This is a genomic window from Neobacillus sp. 19 (genome assembly GCF_049463095.1).
Taxonomy (GTDB): Bacteria; Bacillota; Bacilli; order Bacillales; family Cytobacillaceae; genus Neobacillus.
This window is the reverse complement of sequence record NZ_JBMPZU010000058.1, coordinates 249,933-265,642: the sequence shown is the minus strand read 5'-3', so window position 1 is coordinate 265,642 and position 15,710 is coordinate 249,933. Positions and strand designations below refer to the sequence as shown.

Sequence of the window (15,710 nt, the reverse complement as noted above, 5' to 3'; positions counted from 1 at the left end):
TGGCAATATTTAGTTTAGTGTACCTTGATTTTTCTTAGTGAACTCATTATAATAACGTACATAGCATAAATCACGCAAAAAAGTAATGATAAGGACAACAGTATTTCTTTACGGTTTATTAGAGAGGGAGACCCCCGGCTGAAAGTCTCCTAACACGAATGAGAATACTTACCGCCTTTAAACTTCAGCAGTGAACACTTTATTTTTTATGGAGTAAGTAATTGTTGACGGTCTACAGCCGTTACCTGACCAAAGTCATTTTCAGTGCTGCATTGATGATGAAAAATTGGGTGGAACCACGTGTTAATTAAAACTCGTCCCTATTCCAGGGACGGGTTTTTTTATTTTTTACAAGTGCTGCAAAATGGCGCTTCAAATTAAAGGAGGAATTGTTATGTCAGACGTTGTTAAGATTTCGTTTCCTGATGGGGCAGTAAAGGAGTTCCCAAGAGGAACAACAACGGAAGATATTGCCGCTTCCATTAGCCCGGGTCTAAAGAAAAAAGCGATTGCCGGCAAATGGAACGGTCAAATGGTTGATCTTCGCCGTCCAATTATCGAAGACGGATCCATAGAGATTGTAACACCAGAATCAAATGATGCATTAGAGGTTTTGCGCCATAGTACTGCACATTTAATGGCACAAGCGGTTAATAGATTGTATCCGAATGTCAATCTGGGTGTTGGTCCTGTTATCGAAGGCGGATTTTATTATGATATGGATCTTGAGGTTTCCCTAACACCGGAGGACCTTCCAAAGATTGAGAAAGAAATGGCGAAAATCGTCAATGAAAATCTTGAAATCATTCGTAAAGAAGTAAGCAGAGAAGAGGCGGTTCAGCTTTTTAAAGAAATGGATGATCCATACAAGCTAGAACTCATTGAAGCTATCCCTGATGAGGAAACTGTTACACTTTATCAACAAGGTGAATTTGTTGACTTATGCCGCGGTGTCCATGTTCCCTCAACAGGTAAAATTAAAGAATTTAAATTATTAAGCATCGCTGGTGCTTATTGGCGCGGCAATAGTGATAATAAAATGCTGCAGCGTGTATATGGAACGGCCTTTTTCAAAAAAGAAGACTTGGCAGAGCACCTTCGTTTACTTGAAGAGGCAAAAGAGCGTGATCACCGAAAAATTGGCAAAGAATTGAACCTTTTCACTACTTCCCAACTAGTTGGACAAGGTTTACCGCTGTGGCTTCCAAAAGGGGCAACAATCCGCCGTATCGTTGAGCGCTATATTGTCGATAAGGAAGTTCGCCTGGGATATGACCACGTGTATACGCCTGTAATGGGCAGTGTCGATCTTTATAAAACTTCGGGACACTGGGATCACTATCAAGAAGACATGTTCCCGATCATGGATATGGATAATGAACAATTAGTTCTTCGTCCAATGAACTGTCCGCACCATATGATGGTCTATAAAAACAGCATTCACAGCTATCGTGAACTGCCAATCCGTATTGCTGAACTTGGTACAATGCACCGTTATGAAATGTCAGGTGCATTATCAGGATTACAGAGGGTTCGGGGAATGACGTTAAATGATGCCCATATCTTCGTTCGTCCAGACCAAATTAAAGAAGAATTCAAGCGGGTAGTGAACCTTGTTTTAGCCGTTTATAAAGACTTTGATCTTAATGACTATTCCTTCCGTCTTTCCTACCGGGACCCGCAGGATACTGAAAAGTATTTTGATGATGATGCAATGTGGGAAAAAGCGCAGAGTATGCTAAAGGAAGCAATGGATGACTTAGGTCTTGATTATTATGAAGCAGAAGGAGAAGCTGCCTTCTACGGTCCAAAGCTTGATGTTCAAGTGAAAACTGCATTAGGTAAGGATGAAACGTTGTCTACTGTGCAATTAGACTTCTTGCTGCCGGAGCGATTTGACTTAACTTATGTCGGTGAGGATGGCAAGCAGCACCGCCCAGTTGTCATTCACCGCGGGGTCGTGTCGACAATGGAACGTTTTGTCGCATTCTTAATCGAAGAATACAAAGGAGCATTCCCAACTTGGCTCGCACCCGTGCAGGTTCAAGTTATTCCGGTATCTCCAGGTGCACATTATGAATATGCAAAGCAAGTACAGGAACAGCTGCAAAACGAAGGCTTCCGTGTTGAATTGGATGGCCGCGATGAGAAAATTGGCTATAAAATCCGTGAAGCCCAAATGCAAAAAATACCATATATGCTTGTTGTCGGTGATAAAGAAGTAGAAGAACAGGCTGTTAACGTCCGCAAATATGGTGAACAAAACTCTGAAACAAAGCCATTTGCTGAGTTTTTAACCGCACTTCAGGGTGAAGTGAAATTAGGATAATGTTTACGAAGGGAGGAGCTCCTCCCTTTTTGTTTTTAAAAAAATGGTTGAATAATTTTCTGTTTCTTGCTACAATAAATTTCGTTGTCAAAGAAAATAGTTCGTTTGACATCACGTCTTTGATTATGGTATAGTTACTAAAGTAAAATTGAATATAAGTTTTTGGGAAAAGAAGAAGCACCCGCTTCTCACCTGATTTGACGCCCATGTGCAGTTGGCAGGTTTTACGTGAACTTTTTGTTATTACTTATGTTTCGTAAAGTGTGGGTGTATTCATCCGCACTTTTTTATTTGCATACTTAAGAAAAAAGTTGTTCATACCTGTAGTGCAACATGGTGTCAAATGTGATGCTTCTTGGCCCAAACGTTGTATTCGAGATAAAACCTTGGAGGTGGCTAACTATTAGCAAAGACATGTTGTTAAATGAGGGCATTCGCGCACGTGAAGTTCGCTTAATCGATCAAAATGGCGAGCAGTTAGGGATTAAATCCAAATTCGAAGCGTTGGAGATTGCCGGACGAGTAAATCTTGATTTGGTACTTGTTGCACCAAATGCAAAGCCTCCGGTAGCCCGGATTATGGACTATGGCAAATTTAAATTTGAGCAGCAAAAGAAAGAAAAAGAAGCTCGTAAGAATCAAAAAATTATTACGACTAAAGAAGTTCGTCTAAGTCCAACAATTGACGAGCATGACTTTAATACAAAGCTTCGCAATGCAATTAAGTTTTTAGAAAAAGGTGACAAGGTAAAAGCTTCAATCCGTTTCAAGGGCCGGGCGATTACCCATAAAGAAATCGGTCAGCGTGTGTTAGACCGTTTTTCCGAGGCGTGCAAGGAAGTTGCAACCATCGAATCACATCCAAAAATGGATGGACGAAGCATGTTCCTAGTTCTAGCACCTAAAATCGACAAGTTATAAGGAGGACAATCATAATGCCAAAAATGAAAACTCACCGCGGCGCTGCAAAGCGTTTTAAGAAAACTGGTACTGGTCAATTAAAGCGTGATCATGCTTATACAAGCCACTTATTCGCTAACAAATCAACAAAAGCTAAGCGTAAACTTCGCAAAGGAACCCTTGTTTCTAAAGGCGATTTCAAACGCATTCGTCAATTATTAACTTACGTAAAATAATCTCGGATAGATCGATTTATATAGGAGGGAAATTACATGCCACGTGTAAAAGGCGGTACAGTTACGCGCAAGCGTCGTAAAAAAGTTTTAAAATTAGCAAAAGGTTATTTCGGTTCAAAACATACATTATATAAAGTTGCTAACCAACAGGTTATGAAATCTTTAATGTATGCATTCCGCGACCGTCGCCAAAAGAAGCGCGACTTCCGCAAACTTTGGATTACTCGTATCAACGCAGCAGCACGTATGAACGGTCTTTCTTACAGCCGTTTAATGCACGGCTTAAAGCTTGCTGGTATCGAAGTAAACCGCAAGATGCTTGCTGACTTAGCAGTTAGTGATGCAAACGCTTTTGCTGAATTAGCTAACGTTGCTAAGCAACAATATAACAAGTAATAATAATGCCATTCTCATACTGAGGATGGCTTTTTCTATAAAGGGGATACCTAGATATGATGATTTTGGTTGGTTTTTTGGTAATGAATATTGCAGGGCTCCTGATTATGGGGGAGGATAAGAAGCGGGCGAAAAAGCACCAATATAGAATTAGTGAGCAAACATTATGGCTGGTGGCATTATTTGGCGGAGCGATCGGGACAACAGCAGGGATGCAGCTTTACCGTCATAAAACAAAGCATCTCTCATTCAAAGTAGGCTTTCCGCTTTTAGCAGTTGTCGAGGCCGTTTTATTGATCATGTACCTAAAATAATAGCCGCGATATAGCGGCTATTGACTTAAAAATTCCTTCACTGGACTTTTCCAATTGATTTCGGCATTCGGGTAATGCTCAAGTATTTTTTGATTCATATAAAAAAAGTCATCCCTGACCATCCCCTTAAGCGAGGAAGTATTTTCCGGCCAAATAGAGATGGAGACGACGTCAAAAGTATTATTGACCGAGCCCAAGTATTTTTCACCAGAAAACAAGGCACCTTTATAGGTTAGCTGAAAATTCCTTCTCACATCATCATGATCAATTAATAAAAAGCGTTTATGTTTACGCGCTGATTCCAGCTTTCGGGATGATTGAAAAAGTATTTTTACTCCCATGTAAAATAGAAATACTAAGAAAAATAACAATACGAAGCGAAGCAACCAAATCATGGTCAAGCCCCCTACACCTATTTTCCTTCTAATACGATTCAACAGCAAAAAGGTTTCAATCATTTCACATTTTGCTATAATTTTTCCATAAGGAGTGATGATCATAGTGCAACTTGAAAACTTGTTTCGGATGCAAAAAGCATTAGATACCCATATTGAAGAAAAACATCAGCTGCAGGATGAGGATTTATTTGCAAAAAAGGTTCTCGCCTTGCTTGTAGAAATTGGTGAATTGGCGAATGAAACACGCTGTTTTAAATTTTGGAGCGTTAAACCATCTTCGGCTAAAGAAGTGATTTTGGAAGAGTTCGTCGATGGGGTTCATTTTATTTTGTCCCTTGGGATTGTGTGCGGTTTTGACGGGCCGGAATTGGAACTGGAAACGAGCGAGTCTGATATGAATGTGACAGAGCAGTTTCTTAGTGTATATGAAAAAATAATGTTTTTTCAAAAGAGCAGGGATTTTACTGACTATAAACGATTATTTGAATCGTATTTGCAGCTTGCAGCGCTCCTTGGCTTTAAAAATGCAGAAATTGAAAAAGCATATTTTGCAAAAAACGAAGTAAATTATCAAAGACAGATGAATAATTATTAAAGGAAATTGCAGAATTTTTTTGTATAATGAAAAATGTACGTATATATAGGGGGCTAATAAATGGTAAAAATGAATGAAACCTTAATGATGTTAAAAGACTTAACCGATGCCAAAGGGATTCCTGGCAATGAGCGTGAAGTACGCGACGTGATGAAGAAATACATAGAAGCATATGCAGATGAATTGACAACTGATGGACTTGGCAGTTTAATTGCCAAAAAGACAGGGGCTGCGGGCGGTCCGAAAATCATGGTGGCCGGCCATTTAGATGAAGTCGGCTTCATGATTACTCAAATCGATGACAAAGGATTTCTAAGATTCCAGCCTGTCGGCGGCTGGTGGGGACAGGTAATGCTCGCGCAGCGCGTAACCATCGTGACAAGAAAAGGCGATGTAACCGGTATTATCGGTTCTAAGCCTCCGCATGTATTGTCTGCTGAAGCACGGAAAAAGCCGGTAGAAATTAAAGACATGTTTATTGATATCGGCGCTTCTAGCCGTGAGGAAGCAGGGGAATGGGGTGTCCGTCCCGGAGATATGGTTGTCCCGTATTTTGAATTTACGGTAATGAACAATGAGAAAATGCTGCTGGCCAAAGCTTGGGATAACCGCATAGGCTGTGCCATTGCCATTGAGGTGTTGAAACAACTAAAAGGTGTGGATCATCCTAACGAGGTTTATGGTGTTGGGGCGGTTCAAGAAGAGGTTGGCTTGCGCGGTGCTAAGACGGCAACCTACAAAATTCAACCGGATATCGGTTTTGCAGTCGATGTTGGAATTGCCGGCGACACACCTGGAATTTCTGAAAAAGAAGCAATGAGTAAGATGGGTAAAGGCCCTCAAATTGTGGTTTACGATGCGTCTATGGTGTCCCATAAAGGCTTGCGTGATTTAGTAACCGATACAGCGGATGAATTGAATATTCCTTATCAATTCGAATCCATTCCTGGCGGGGGAACGGATGCCGGCTCGATTCATTTGACACATAATGGCGTTCCGGCACTAGCTATTACGATCGCTACGCGTTATATCCATTCACATGCGGCTATGCTTCATCGTGATGATTACGAAAATGCGGTTAAATTGATTGTTGAAGTGATCAAACGCTTAGATCGTGAGACCGTTGATAAAATTACTTTTGAATAAAATAGGAAATCCCTGGCAGAAGTTTTTCGCCAGGGATTTTTTTGAATAAAAAGAGCTGCCGATTAATGGTTGGCAGCTTAGGGATTATTACTTTAGCCCGCTTTCAAGCACGGTAAGCATTTCTTTCTTTTCTTCTTCTGATGAGTTTTTCCAAATGATTTCAAATAAGACGCCAAGTCCAGGGAGCATCTTTTCTTCCCCGTTTTGGATTGCATCGACGATTGTATCTTCTAATTGATCTTGGGTGTTGCCGGAAACATTGTGAATAATAGCATTTCTAAGGTTTAAATTCATGTCTAAACACTCCTTTTTAATCCTTTATTTCTCTAATATGTTTTCTATTTTTGGTTTAATTATGTATTATTGTTATGATTATGATTAATTAGATGAGATTTTTTAAAGGAGAACACTGTTTTGAAACGTATTGAATCTGAAAATAATCCTAAAGTAAAACAATGGAAAAAACTATTAACAAAAAAAGAACGTGATAAGTCCGGAACATTTTTAATTGAAGGCTTTCATTTAGTAGAAGAAGCATTAAAACAAGATGAGCAAATTGTAGAAATTATTGTATCGGAAAAAGTGGGGCTGCCTCCCCGGTGGGATCCTGCCGGAACGCCAGTTACCTTTGTCACGGATGAGATTTCGAATTCTTTATCCGAAACAGAAGCGCCGCAGGGAATTTATGCTGTATGCCGTCAGTTGAATCCTGAAGTTCAGGAAGCAAAAACTTATCTGCTCATCGATGCTGTTCAGGATCCTGGAAATCTAGGAACGATGATTCGTACGGCTGATGCAGCGGGGATAGATGCCGTCATTATCGGAAAGGGAAGTGTGGATCCTTTTAACGCAAAGGCCCTTAGATCTGCCCAGGGAAGCCATTTTCACCTTCCCATCATTAGAGGTGACCTGCACGAATGGATGGATAAGCTTCAAGGGGAGAAAGTACCCGTTTATGGAACGGCACTAGAAGGGGCATCTGCCTATACTGAAATTTCAAGTGCGGATTCTTTTGCGCTAGTTGTAGGAAACGAAGGAAATGGCGTGGATCAAGACATCCTTACACGCACCACCGCCAACCTGTATATTCCGATTTACGGCAAAAGTGAGTCACTGAATGTCGCTGTTGCCACCGGGATCCTGCTCTATTATTTGAAAAAATAGGCTTGTACTGGTTTGACCTTTTCAGTGAATTTATTATATAATAGTGAACAATATTGATAATAACAAAAACGATGACGGAGAAAAGTATCTTGTCGATTGATCATATAGGGAGAAAGTGCCGCGACTGAAAGCACTTTTATGATACAAGACTTGAGAAGTTCACCTCCTGAGTTGGCATCGGGACCATTTTTGACTATAAAAATGTAAAGATGCACCGGCTAAAAGCCGTTATCCCAACGAAGCGAACACATATATTCATACATATCGTGTTTACAAGGGTGGTACCGCGAAACACAAACCTCGTCCCTTTCCAGGGATGGGGTTTTTTTGTCTTTCACAGTAGAAATGGTGCCTGACACCCTTTCTACTGTCATTGTACTAGTAATGGTGCCTGACACCCTTTTTACTACCATTGTATTAAAAATAAGGAGGATGTAACGATGCAAGAACGTTTGAAGGAATTGCAGGAAGAGGCTATTCAGAAGATTGAGCTGTCTGCAAGCTTGAAAGAATTGAATGATATTCGCGTTGCGTATTTAGGGAAAAAGGGTCCCATCACAGAAGTGCTGCGCGGGATGGGTAAGTTGTCTGCTGAAGAGCGCCCTGTTATGGGAGCACTTGCCAATGAGGTCCGTGAAGCGATTGCTGTAAAGATAGAGGCAAAACAAAAAGGATTAGAAGAAGCTGCTGTGCTTGAAAAGCTCGCTTCAGAAAGCATTGACGTGACCTTGCCAGGCCGCCCTGTAAAGGCTGGAAACCACCATCCACTTACAAGAATCATTGAAGAAATTGAGGATTTGTTTATTGGCATGGGTTATCAAGTTGCTGAAGGTCCAGAGGTTGAGCAGGATTATTATAACTTCGAAGCTCTTAACTTACCGAAGGGTCATCCTGCCCGCGACATGCAAGACTCGTTCTATATCACAGAAGAAATTTTGATGCGCACGCACACATCACCTGTCCAGGCACGGACAATGGAGAAGCACCAGGGGAAGGGCCCAATTAAAATTATTTGCCCTGGTAAAGTGTACCGTCGTGATAATGACGATGCGACGCATTCTCATCAATTTATGCAAATCGAGGGACTTGTGGTTGGTGAGAATATTCGCATGAGCGATCTGAAAGGAACATTAGAGGTTTTCGCCAAAAAAATGTTTGGTGATGACCGAGAAATCCGCCTAAGACCAAGCTTTTTCCCGTTCACGGAACCATCTGTTGAAATGGATATTTCATGTAAAATTTGCGGCGGCCATGGATGCAGCGTATGTAAACAAACGGGCTGGATCGAAATTCTTGGCGCCGGAATGGTTCATCCAAACGTCCTTGAGATGGCTGGCTATGATTCTAAAAAATACACTGGATTTGCATTTGGAATGGGTCCAGAGCGGATTGCGATGTTGAAATACGGTGTCGATGATATCAGACACTTCTATACAAATGATGTTAGATTTTTAAAACAGTTTTCTAAACACGAATAAAGGAGGATGACGACATGTTCGTTTCATATAAATGGCTCCAGGACTATATCGATTTAACTGGAGTAACAGCAGCTGAATTAGCTGAAAAGATTACTAAAAGCGGGATTGAAGTGGAAGGTGTAGACGTATTAAACGAAGGGATTAAAGGTGTCGTTGTCGGGCATGTATTAGAACGTGACCAGCACCCAAATGCCGATAAATTAAGCCGGTGTCTTGTTGATGTCGGTGAAGGTCAGCCCGTTCAAATCATTTGCGGTGCACCGAATGTGGCACAGGGTCAAAAGGTTGCTGTTGCGAAGGTTGGTGCAGTATTACCTGGTAATTTTAAAATTAAACGGGCAAAGCTTCGCGGTGAAGAATCCAACGGCATGATTTGCTCCCTAACTGAGCTTGGAATGGAAGGGAAAGTTGTTCCGAAAGAATATTCTGAAGGAATCTTTGTTTTTCCAGCAGATGCAGAAGTTGGAGCAGATGCACTTGCCTTATTAGGCAGGGACGATGAAATTTTAGAACTGAGTTTGACTCCAAACAGAGCCGATTGTTTGAGCATGCTGGGCGTTGCGTATGAAGTGGCTGCCATTCTTGGCAGAGAAGTGAAGCTTCCGGAAACAAGCCTTGAACCTGTTGTTGAAAAAGCCGCTGATTATGTAAGAATTGTTGTAGAAGCGAAAGAGGATAACCCTTTATATGTAGCTAAAATGATCAAAAATGTGAAGATTGGACCATCACCGCTTTGGATGCAGTCGCGTCTAATGTCAGCCGGTATCCGACCTCACAATAATGTCGTCGATATTACAAACTATATTTTATTAGAATACGGCCAGCCGCTTCATGCGTTTGATTATGACCGCTTGGGTTCAAAAGAAATTCTTGTCCGCCGCGCTGCTGATGGCGAAAAATTTGTTACTCTTGATGATGTGGAACGAACATTAACGGCAGACCACCTTGTAATTACGAACGGAACAGAGCCGGTAGCCCTTGCCGGTGTAATGGGTGGTGCGAATTCAGAGGTAACTTCTGATACCACAACTGTTTTATTGGAATCTGCCTATTTTAACGGGGGAACCGTCAGAAAAGCTTCAAAAGACCACGGCTTAAGAAGTGAAGCTAGTGCCCGGTTCGAAAAAGGGGTAGACCCTAATCGTGTGCGTCCGGCGGGAGAACGTGCCGCATACTTAATGGCGAAATATGCCGGCGGGGAGGTACTAGAAGGAGCTGCGGAAGCTGATACACTTAAGGTTGAACCGGCGGTTGTTTCCATTACTTTGGAAAAAATTAATCGTGTCCTGGGAACAGATTTAGTTATGCAAGATGTAAAAGATATCTTCGACCGCCTGCAATTTGCAGTCACAATCGAAGAAGATTTGATTACGGTAACGGCTCCAACTCGCCGTGGTGATATTAGAATTGAAGAAGATCTTGTGGAAGAAGTAGCCCGCTTGTATGGGTATGACAATATTCCTAAAACATTGCCAATCGGTTCCACTACACCTGGGAAATTGTCAGAGTATCAAAGAAAACGCCGCGAAGTCCGTCAATACCTTGAGGGAGCGGGCTTGTACCAAGCTGTAACGTACTCTTTAACTAGTGAAGAAAAATCGTCCCAATTTGCGCTTGATAAACGCGGTACAATCCGTCTCTCCATGCCAATGAGTGAAGAGCGCAGTGTGCTTCGCTTAAGCATCCTGCCGCAGCTTTTAGAAGTAGTAAAATACAACAGTGCCCGTCAAAACGACAGCCTGGCTGTATATGAAACAGGAGCGGTATTCTTAGCGAACGGAGAGGAAGTCCTTCCGGAAGAAAAAGAACATTTAGCCGCTGCGGTTACCGGCTTGTGGCATAGTCATTCATGGCAAGGAGAAAAGAAACCGGTCGACTTCTTCGTAGCGAAGGGGATCTTAGAAGGTATGTTCGCCAAGCTCGGCTTGACCGATCGTGTTGAGTACGTTCAAGCGCAGGCAGACGGCATGCATCCAGGCCGTACGGCCGAAATCCGCTTAAACGGAGAAAAGATCGGCTTCGTCGGCCAAGTCCACCCAAGCGTCCAGAAAGAACTTGATTTAAAAGATACGTATGTATTCGAACTATCCTTAAAAGCAGTACTTGAAGCAGACACACCAGTATTACAATACGAAGCCATCCCACGCTTCCCATCGATTACAAGAGACATTGCCCTCGTGGTAAACAGAGAAACGGTGTCAGGCACCATGAAAAATATTATCATTGAGGCTGGTGCTCCGCTGTTAAAAGAGGCTGAAGTGTTTGATTTATATGAGGGAGAAAAAATGGAGGCAGGCAAGAAATCGATTGCTTTTGCTCTTAAGTATGCTGATCCTGAACGTACTTTGACGGATGAAGAGGTTACGAAGGTTCATGAGCGTGTGCTTGACGCCTTGAAGGATAAGGCTGGCGCAGTGTTGAGAGGATAATATTTGAAGAGGCTGGCTCGATTTTTTCGGGCTGGCTTCTTTCTTTTTGGGCAGCAGAATGCGATTCGCTGATATATTGGGAAATTCGCTGATACATGTCCGCAATTCGCTGATAAAACAAAAAAAGTCGCTGATATAATTAATTTATAAACATTTTGACAGGAAACATGCCCTCATGTTGTGGATACAGCACAGGATCAGCAACACAATACAATGAAAAAGGCTGCCACGCCGTCAAAATTCACGGGGGCAGCCTATATTATTTACATTTTCCCAAATATTTCATCATACTTCTTCGCCAAAGCTATATCCAAATCGGTCAATCCTCCTGCGTTCCAGGAAGTAAGCCTTAAGGTCACTAATTTATAGTCGATTGCTATAAACGGGTGATGATTTTTTTCCTCCGAGAGTGCCGCAATTTCATTTACAAATGACACGCCTTTTAAAAACTCCTGAAAGCGATACTTTTTGACAATAAATTTTCCGTCTAATTTCCAGCTGGATAACACGGCAAGAGATTCATTAATCTCGGTTAAACTAAGTCGCTTTGCCACTAAAAACCCCTCCAAACTCTTCCATTATCCATTATATATATTCGTCAACGAAATTTTTTATTTGCAATTCCCAAAGCTTTATCTGTATTCGCAAAATGAAGCTTGACAAAAGACGGCAGGATGTCGCGCCCTTTACTCAAAATCAGTTTTGCGGCCGCAACATCCACCTGTGCCCCGGCCCCTTTTGGAATTTTAAAGCCCGCCGCATCGCTTAGCTTATCTATATATTGAATAAAGGCATAGCGGGCAAGAATGCTGGCAGCGGCAACGGCAAGATGAATACCTTCTGCCTTCGTGCTAAAATAAACGTCCTTTTTAGCAACGGCTTTCTGACCTTTTAAATGCTGAAAATAGGTAGCCGGCTGCACAAATTGGTCAACCAGAATCGCTTCTGGGGTTGCGGGTGCAATTTTTCCAAGGACATTTAAGATTGCCTGATTATGCAGGATGGCCTTCATTTTCCCTTGGGACATTCCTGACTGCTGAACCTGATTGTATTTTTCGTTTTTTAACGTCATCAGGCTGAATGGTACAACGTCTTTGATGATCTTGGCAATCGCCACGATTTTTTCGTCATTTAAGTCCTTCGAATCCCGCACACCTAATTCCTTTAATAATGGGATATCTTCTTTCCTGACATACGCCGCAACAACAGTAATCGGACCGAAAAAGTCACCTGTGCCGACCTCATCTGAACCGATGGCCGACATTCCGCCGATGCCTGCCGGCAGATCGCCTTTCGCTGCGGATTTTACTTTAGAAGCAGCTGCCGGCTTTTTCCCAACGGAACTGGCACTGCTCCACTTACCAGCTTCTTTCTCGCAATCATTCCCTTGAAATAAGACCTTTCCCGATTTATAGGCCGTAATCATACAGGCTGGAGTTTTCGCTGCAAACACACCCCCAGGTATGTTCTTATCTAAAAGCTGCTTCCCGTAATAGGTTTTCATTTCGCTAATTTTAGCCAGATCCATTTGAAGTACAACATTTCCCATTGAAAAAACACCACATTTCTAAAATTGTTTAGACTTTTCGACTTCTATTCATTCGTGTTATAGTATAGAGTAGGATTCTTGAATGGAGGCTTTAAAGTTGTCAAATTCACAAAAACACCGAACAACCGTTGATATATACGGGCAGCAATACATCATTATGGGTACGGAGAGCCCAAGTCATATTCGACTTGTGGCATCGTTAGTTGATGACAAAATGCGCGAAATACATTCCAAGAATCCAAATCTGGATGGAAGCAAACTTGCTGTATTAACAGCAGTAAATGCAGTCAATGATTATATTAAAATAAAAGATCAATTAGAACGGCTGCAAGCGGAACTACAAAAAGAAAAGGACTAAAAATTATGTTAGATTTAGCCATTATCATTTTTTTAATCATCGGATTCTTTGTCGGCCTTAAAAGGGGCTTTATTCTGCAGCTTGTTCATTTAACAGGTTTTATTATTGCATATATTGCAGCCTATTCATACTATGACGAGCTGGCACCCAAATTAACACTATGGGTCCCTTATCCAAACTTTGGTGAAGGGACGACATTAAAAATATTAACCGATTCAAGCAACATGGAGACGGCTTTTTACCGCGCGATTGCATTTGTGATTATCTTTTTTGCCGTAAAAGTGTTATTTCAAATTATTGGATCAATGCTGGACTTTGTTGCCCATCTGCCGGTACTTAAGCAGCTGAATGTATTTGCTGGCGGAATCCTCGGCTTTTGTGAAGTCTATTTAATTATTTTTATTTTATTATATATTGGTGCCTTACTGCCAATCGGACTGGTTCAAAATTATTTGGAACATTCATTCATGGCAAAAGCAATTGTGAACCACACTCCTATCCTTTCACAGCAAATTAAGAGCTTGTGGATTGAATATACAGCTGCTTCGACTTCTCTATAGCAGAGAAGTTTTTCTTTTACCGCCTTAAATAAGGTAAAATGAAGATGCTAAACTTGAGGGAAGGTGCTTAAAATGGAAGTCAATAAAAAAGAAGTCATTCGTTTATTAGAAACGATTGCGATATATATGGAATTAAAAGGAGAAAACCCGTTCAAAATTTCTGCCTTTCGCAAGGCAGCAAATGCACTCGAAACCGATGAGCGCGCGATAACAGAGATAGAAGATTTTACAACAATTTCAGGTATTGGCAAAGGCACGGCCGCTGTAATTGGTGAGTACATAAAAGAAGGTTCATCCTCCGTTTTAAAAGAGCTAAAGGAGGAGGTTCCCTCAGGGTTAATTCCATTATTGCAGCTACCCGGTCTTGGCGGAAAGAAGATTGCCAAGCTATATAAAGAGTTAGAAGTGGTAGATGTCACCAGTTTAAAGGAAGCCTGTATGGCAGGGAAAGTACAAGCCCTTGCTGGGTTTGGCAAAAAGACAGAGGAAAAAATTTTAAGCGCTATAGCAAATGTCGGGACAAAACCCGAAAGACTGCCGCTTGCCTACATGCTTCCCATTGCCGAGCGAATTGAAGCAAGACTTGCAGAATTGCCGGAAATTGACCGTTTTTCAAGAGCGGGAAGTTTAAGAAGAATGAGAGAAACAATCAAAGACCTGGATTTTATCATTGCTACAACCAATCCGGAAATCGTCCGCGGGCAACTATTACAATTTCCGAACATTAAAGAAGTGATTGGCGCTGGAGATACAAAAGTTTCCCTTGTTTTTGCGCTTGATTATGATGTTTCCGTCGATTTTCGTCTTGTAAAACCGGAGGAATTTATCACCACCCTGCACCATTTCACCGGTTCAAAGGACCATAACGTCCGGATGCGGCAGCTGGCGAAAGAACGCGGAGAAAAAATCAGTGAATATGGTGTAGAAAACGTGGAAACCGGGGAAATCCTCACCTTTGCATCTGAAGCAGAATTTTTCAAGCATTTTGATTTTCCTTTGATCCCGCCGGAAATCAGGGAGGATGGCAAGGAAGTGGAAGCTTTCTCTGCCAATGAAGCATTAATCGAGCTCAGCGATATTAAAGGGGACCTTCACATGCATACAACATGGAGTGATGGCGCCCACACGATTGAGGAAATGGCAGAAGCCTGCAGGAACCGAGGATATAAATATATGGCTATTACGGACCATTCACAATTCCTCAAGGTGGCGAATGGACTCACAAGAGAACGGCTTTTAAAGCAAAAAGAAGAAATTAAAAAGCTAAATGAAAAATATGATGATTTTCTTATTCTTTCTGGTGTTGAAATGGACATCCTTCCAGATGGTACATTGGACTATGAGGATGACATACTTGCCGAAATGGACTTTGTCATTGCGTCAATCCACTCGGCCTTTTCCCAGCCAAGGGAAAAAATCATGGATCGACTTAAGACAGCACTGGAAAATGCCCATGTGGATTTAATTGCCCATCCAACCGGCAGAAAAATTGGCCGCCGTGAAGGCTACGATGTTGATATCGACATGCTGATCCAATTGGCGAAAGAAACCAAAACGGCCTTAGAATTAAATGCAAATCCCAATCGGCTGGACTTGGCTGCTGAATATTTACGAAAAGCCCAGGACGAGGGTGTGAAAATTCTCATCAATACGGATGCCCATCAAATGGACACCTTAAAGCATATGGAAATCGGCGTTTCTGCAGCCAAAAAAGGCTGGATTCGAAAATCATCAGTAATAAATGCACTTGATAAAAATGAATTGCTGGAATTTTTGGCTAATAGGAAAGTATAAACTTTTTGTCTAAAAGTTTATACTTTCCTATATCGCATAAGTGCAACTACGCCTCTGTCTTCGC

17 protein-coding genes and 2 other annotated features are annotated in these 15,710 nt (G+C 41.7%); of the genes, 13 read left to right on the top strand and 4 right to left on the bottom strand.

Annotated features, from left to right (window positions below; genetic code table 11):
• Window positions 1-394: 394 nt before the first annotated feature.
• The 5 genes from thrS to ACO1D1_RS19040 all read left to right on the top strand — a co-directional run bounded on the left by thrS (window position 395) and on the right by ACO1D1_RS19040 (window position 4,175).
• Window positions 395-2,329 carry a threonine--tRNA ligase gene (thrS, locus tag ACO1D1_RS19060; RefSeq protein ID WP_423336710.1) on the top strand — a complete coding sequence of 645 codons (1,935 nt, stop codon included), beginning with the start codon at window positions 395-397 and terminating at the stop codon, window positions 2,327-2,329.
• 163 nt (window positions 2,330-2,492) lie between these two features.
• Window positions 2,493-2,624: a sequence feature (ribosomal protein L20 leader region), on the top strand.
• 119 nt (window positions 2,625-2,743) lie between these two features.
• Window positions 2,744-3,250 (top strand): translation initiation factor IF-3, encoded by a 507-nt coding sequence (infC, locus tag ACO1D1_RS19055; protein ID WP_149871208.1) that lies wholly within the window; start codon window positions 2,744-2,746, stop codon window positions 3,248-3,250.
• Between the two features lie 14 nt (window positions 3,251-3,264).
• On the top strand, window positions 3,265-3,465 hold the full coding sequence (gene rpmI / locus ACO1D1_RS19050; RefSeq protein ID WP_149871207.1) for a 50S ribosomal protein L35: 201 nt from the start codon (window positions 3,265-3,267) through the stop codon (window positions 3,463-3,465).
• A gap of 36 nt (window positions 3,466-3,501) precedes the next feature.
• Window positions 3,502-3,861, top strand: coding sequence for a 50S ribosomal protein L20 (gene rplT / locus ACO1D1_RS19045; protein WP_149871206.1), 360 nt, complete (start codon window positions 3,502-3,504; stop codon window positions 3,859-3,861).
• A gap of 59 nt (window positions 3,862-3,920) precedes the next feature.
• Window positions 3,921-4,175 (top strand): DUF1294 domain-containing protein, encoded by a 255-nt coding sequence (locus tag ACO1D1_RS19040; RefSeq protein ID WP_423336820.1) that lies wholly within the window; start codon window positions 3,921-3,923, stop codon window positions 4,173-4,175.
• Window positions 4,176-4,192: 17 nt separating this feature from the next.
• Here ACO1D1_RS19040 and ACO1D1_RS19035 read toward each other — a convergent pair whose 3' ends face one another.
• A complete protein-coding gene (locus ACO1D1_RS19035; protein WP_149871204.1) occupies window positions 4,193-4,570 on the bottom strand; it encodes a sigma-w pathway protein ysdB in 378 nt (125 codons plus the stop codon).
• Window positions 4,571-4,676: 106 nt separating this feature from the next.
• Here ACO1D1_RS19035 and ACO1D1_RS19030 point away from each other — a divergent pair, with 106 nt between their 5' ends.
• Together ACO1D1_RS19030 and ACO1D1_RS19025 are read left to right on the top strand one after the other, a co-directional pair.
• A complete protein-coding gene (locus tag ACO1D1_RS19030) occupies window positions 4,677-5,168 on the top strand; it encodes a dUTP diphosphatase (protein WP_423336819.1) in 492 nt (163 codons plus the stop codon).
• Window positions 5,169-5,228: 60 nt separating this feature from the next.
• Complete coding sequence (locus ACO1D1_RS19025; RefSeq protein WP_423336709.1) at window positions 5,229-6,314, top strand: M42 family metallopeptidase; 1,086 nt, start codon at window positions 5,229-5,231, stop codon at window positions 6,312-6,314.
• A gap of 87 nt (window positions 6,315-6,401) precedes the next feature.
• Here ACO1D1_RS19025 and sspI read toward each other — a convergent pair whose 3' ends face one another.
• Entirely contained in the window at window positions 6,402-6,608 is a 207-nt protein-coding gene (gene sspI, locus ACO1D1_RS19020; protein ID WP_149871201.1) for a small acid-soluble spore protein SspI, read from the bottom strand.
• A 120-nt stretch (window positions 6,609-6,728) separates the two neighbouring features.
• Between sspI and ACO1D1_RS19015 the strand changes: the two genes are divergently transcribed.
• The 3 genes from ACO1D1_RS19015 to pheT all read left to right on the top strand — a co-directional run bounded on the left by ACO1D1_RS19015 (window position 6,729) and on the right by pheT (window position 11,385).
• Entirely contained in the window at window positions 6,729-7,478 is a 750-nt protein-coding gene (locus ACO1D1_RS19015) for a TrmH family RNA methyltransferase (RefSeq protein ID WP_149871200.1), read from the top strand.
• 62 nt (window positions 7,479-7,540) lie between these two features.
• Window positions 7,541-7,789 (top strand) — a binding site (T-box leader).
• A 129-nt stretch (window positions 7,790-7,918) separates the two neighbouring features.
• The gene (gene pheS, locus ACO1D1_RS19010; protein ID WP_149871199.1) at window positions 7,919-8,956 is read left to right on the top strand and encodes a phenylalanine--tRNA ligase subunit alpha; all 1,038 of its coding nucleotides are present in this window, start codon (window positions 7,919-7,921) and stop codon (window positions 8,954-8,956) included.
• Window positions 8,957-8,970: 14 nt separating this feature from the next.
• A complete protein-coding gene (pheT, locus tag ACO1D1_RS19005; RefSeq protein ID WP_423336708.1) occupies window positions 8,971-11,385 on the top strand; it encodes a phenylalanine--tRNA ligase subunit beta in 2,415 nt (804 codons plus the stop codon).
• A gap of 263 nt (window positions 11,386-11,648) precedes the next feature.
• Here the strand turns inward: pheT and ACO1D1_RS19000 are convergent, their stop codons facing one another.
• The gene (locus ACO1D1_RS19000) at window positions 11,649-11,939 is read right to left on the bottom strand and encodes a 4a-hydroxytetrahydrobiopterin dehydratase (protein WP_423336707.1); all 291 of its coding nucleotides are present in this window, start codon (window positions 11,937-11,939) and stop codon (window positions 11,649-11,651) included.
• Between the two features lie 44 nt (window positions 11,940-11,983).
• Window positions 11,984-12,934 carry a ribonuclease HIII gene (gene rnhC, locus ACO1D1_RS18995; RefSeq protein ID WP_423336706.1) on the bottom strand — a complete coding sequence of 317 codons (951 nt, stop codon included), beginning with the start codon at window positions 12,932-12,934 and terminating at the stop codon, window positions 11,984-11,986.
• A 97-nt stretch (window positions 12,935-13,031) separates the two neighbouring features.
• Here rnhC and zapA point away from each other — a divergent pair, with 97 nt between their 5' ends.
• The 3 genes from zapA to polX all read left to right on the top strand — a co-directional run bounded on the left by zapA (window position 13,032) and on the right by polX (window position 15,646).
• Complete coding sequence (gene zapA / locus ACO1D1_RS18990; RefSeq protein WP_149871195.1) at window positions 13,032-13,292, top strand: cell division protein ZapA; 261 nt, start codon at window positions 13,032-13,034, stop codon at window positions 13,290-13,292.
• Between the two features lie 5 nt (window positions 13,293-13,297).
• Entirely contained in the window at window positions 13,298-13,852 is a 555-nt protein-coding gene (locus ACO1D1_RS18985) for a CvpA family protein (protein ID WP_149871194.1), read from the top strand.
• A 72-nt stretch (window positions 13,853-13,924) separates the two neighbouring features.
• Window positions 13,925-15,646 (top strand): DNA polymerase/3'-5' exonuclease PolX, encoded by a 1,722-nt coding sequence (gene polX, locus ACO1D1_RS18980; protein ID WP_423336705.1) that lies wholly within the window; start codon window positions 13,925-13,927, stop codon window positions 15,644-15,646.
• Window positions 15,647-15,710 lie beyond the last annotated feature (64 nt).

Bases quoted from the DNA above. Each gene is read 5' to 3' on its own strand.
- thrS (WP_423336710.1), top strand. From the start codon at position 395: ATGTCAGACGTTGTTAAGATTTCGTTTCCTGATGGGGCAGTAAAGGAG.
- infC (WP_149871208.1), top strand. From the start codon at position 2,744: ATGTTGTTAAATGAGGGCATTCGCGCACGTGAAGTTCGCTTAATCGAT.
- rpmI (WP_149871207.1), top strand. From the start codon at position 3,265: ATGCCAAAAATGAAAACTCACCGCGGCGCTGCAAAGCGTTTTAAGAAA.
- rplT (WP_149871206.1), top strand. From the start codon at position 3,502: ATGCCACGTGTAAAAGGCGGTACAGTTACGCGCAAGCGTCGTAAAAAA.
- ACO1D1_RS19040 (WP_423336820.1), top strand. From the start codon at position 3,921: ATGATTTTGGTTGGTTTTTTGGTAATGAATATTGCAGGGCTCCTGATT.
- ACO1D1_RS19035 (WP_149871204.1), bottom strand. From the start codon at position 4,570: ATGATTTGGTTGCTTCGCTTCGTATTGTTATTTTTCTTAGTATTTCTA.
- ACO1D1_RS19025 (WP_423336709.1), top strand. From the start codon at position 5,229: ATGGTAAAAATGAATGAAACCTTAATGATGTTAAAAGACTTAACCGAT.
- sspI (WP_149871201.1), bottom strand. From the start codon at position 6,608: ATGAATTTAAACCTTAGAAATGCTATTATTCACAATGTTTCCGGCAAC.
- pheS (WP_149871199.1), top strand. From the start codon at position 7,919: ATGCAAGAACGTTTGAAGGAATTGCAGGAAGAGGCTATTCAGAAGATT.
- pheT (WP_423336708.1), top strand. From the start codon at position 8,971: ATGTTCGTTTCATATAAATGGCTCCAGGACTATATCGATTTAACTGGA.
- rnhC (WP_423336706.1), bottom strand. From the start codon at position 12,934: ATGGGAAATGTTGTACTTCAAATGGATCTGGCTAAAATTAGCGAAATG.
- ACO1D1_RS18985 (WP_149871194.1), top strand. From the start codon at position 13,298: ATGTTAGATTTAGCCATTATCATTTTTTTAATCATCGGATTCTTTGTC.
- polX (WP_423336705.1), top strand. From the start codon at position 13,925: ATGGAAGTCAATAAAAAAGAAGTCATTCGTTTATTAGAAACGATTGCG.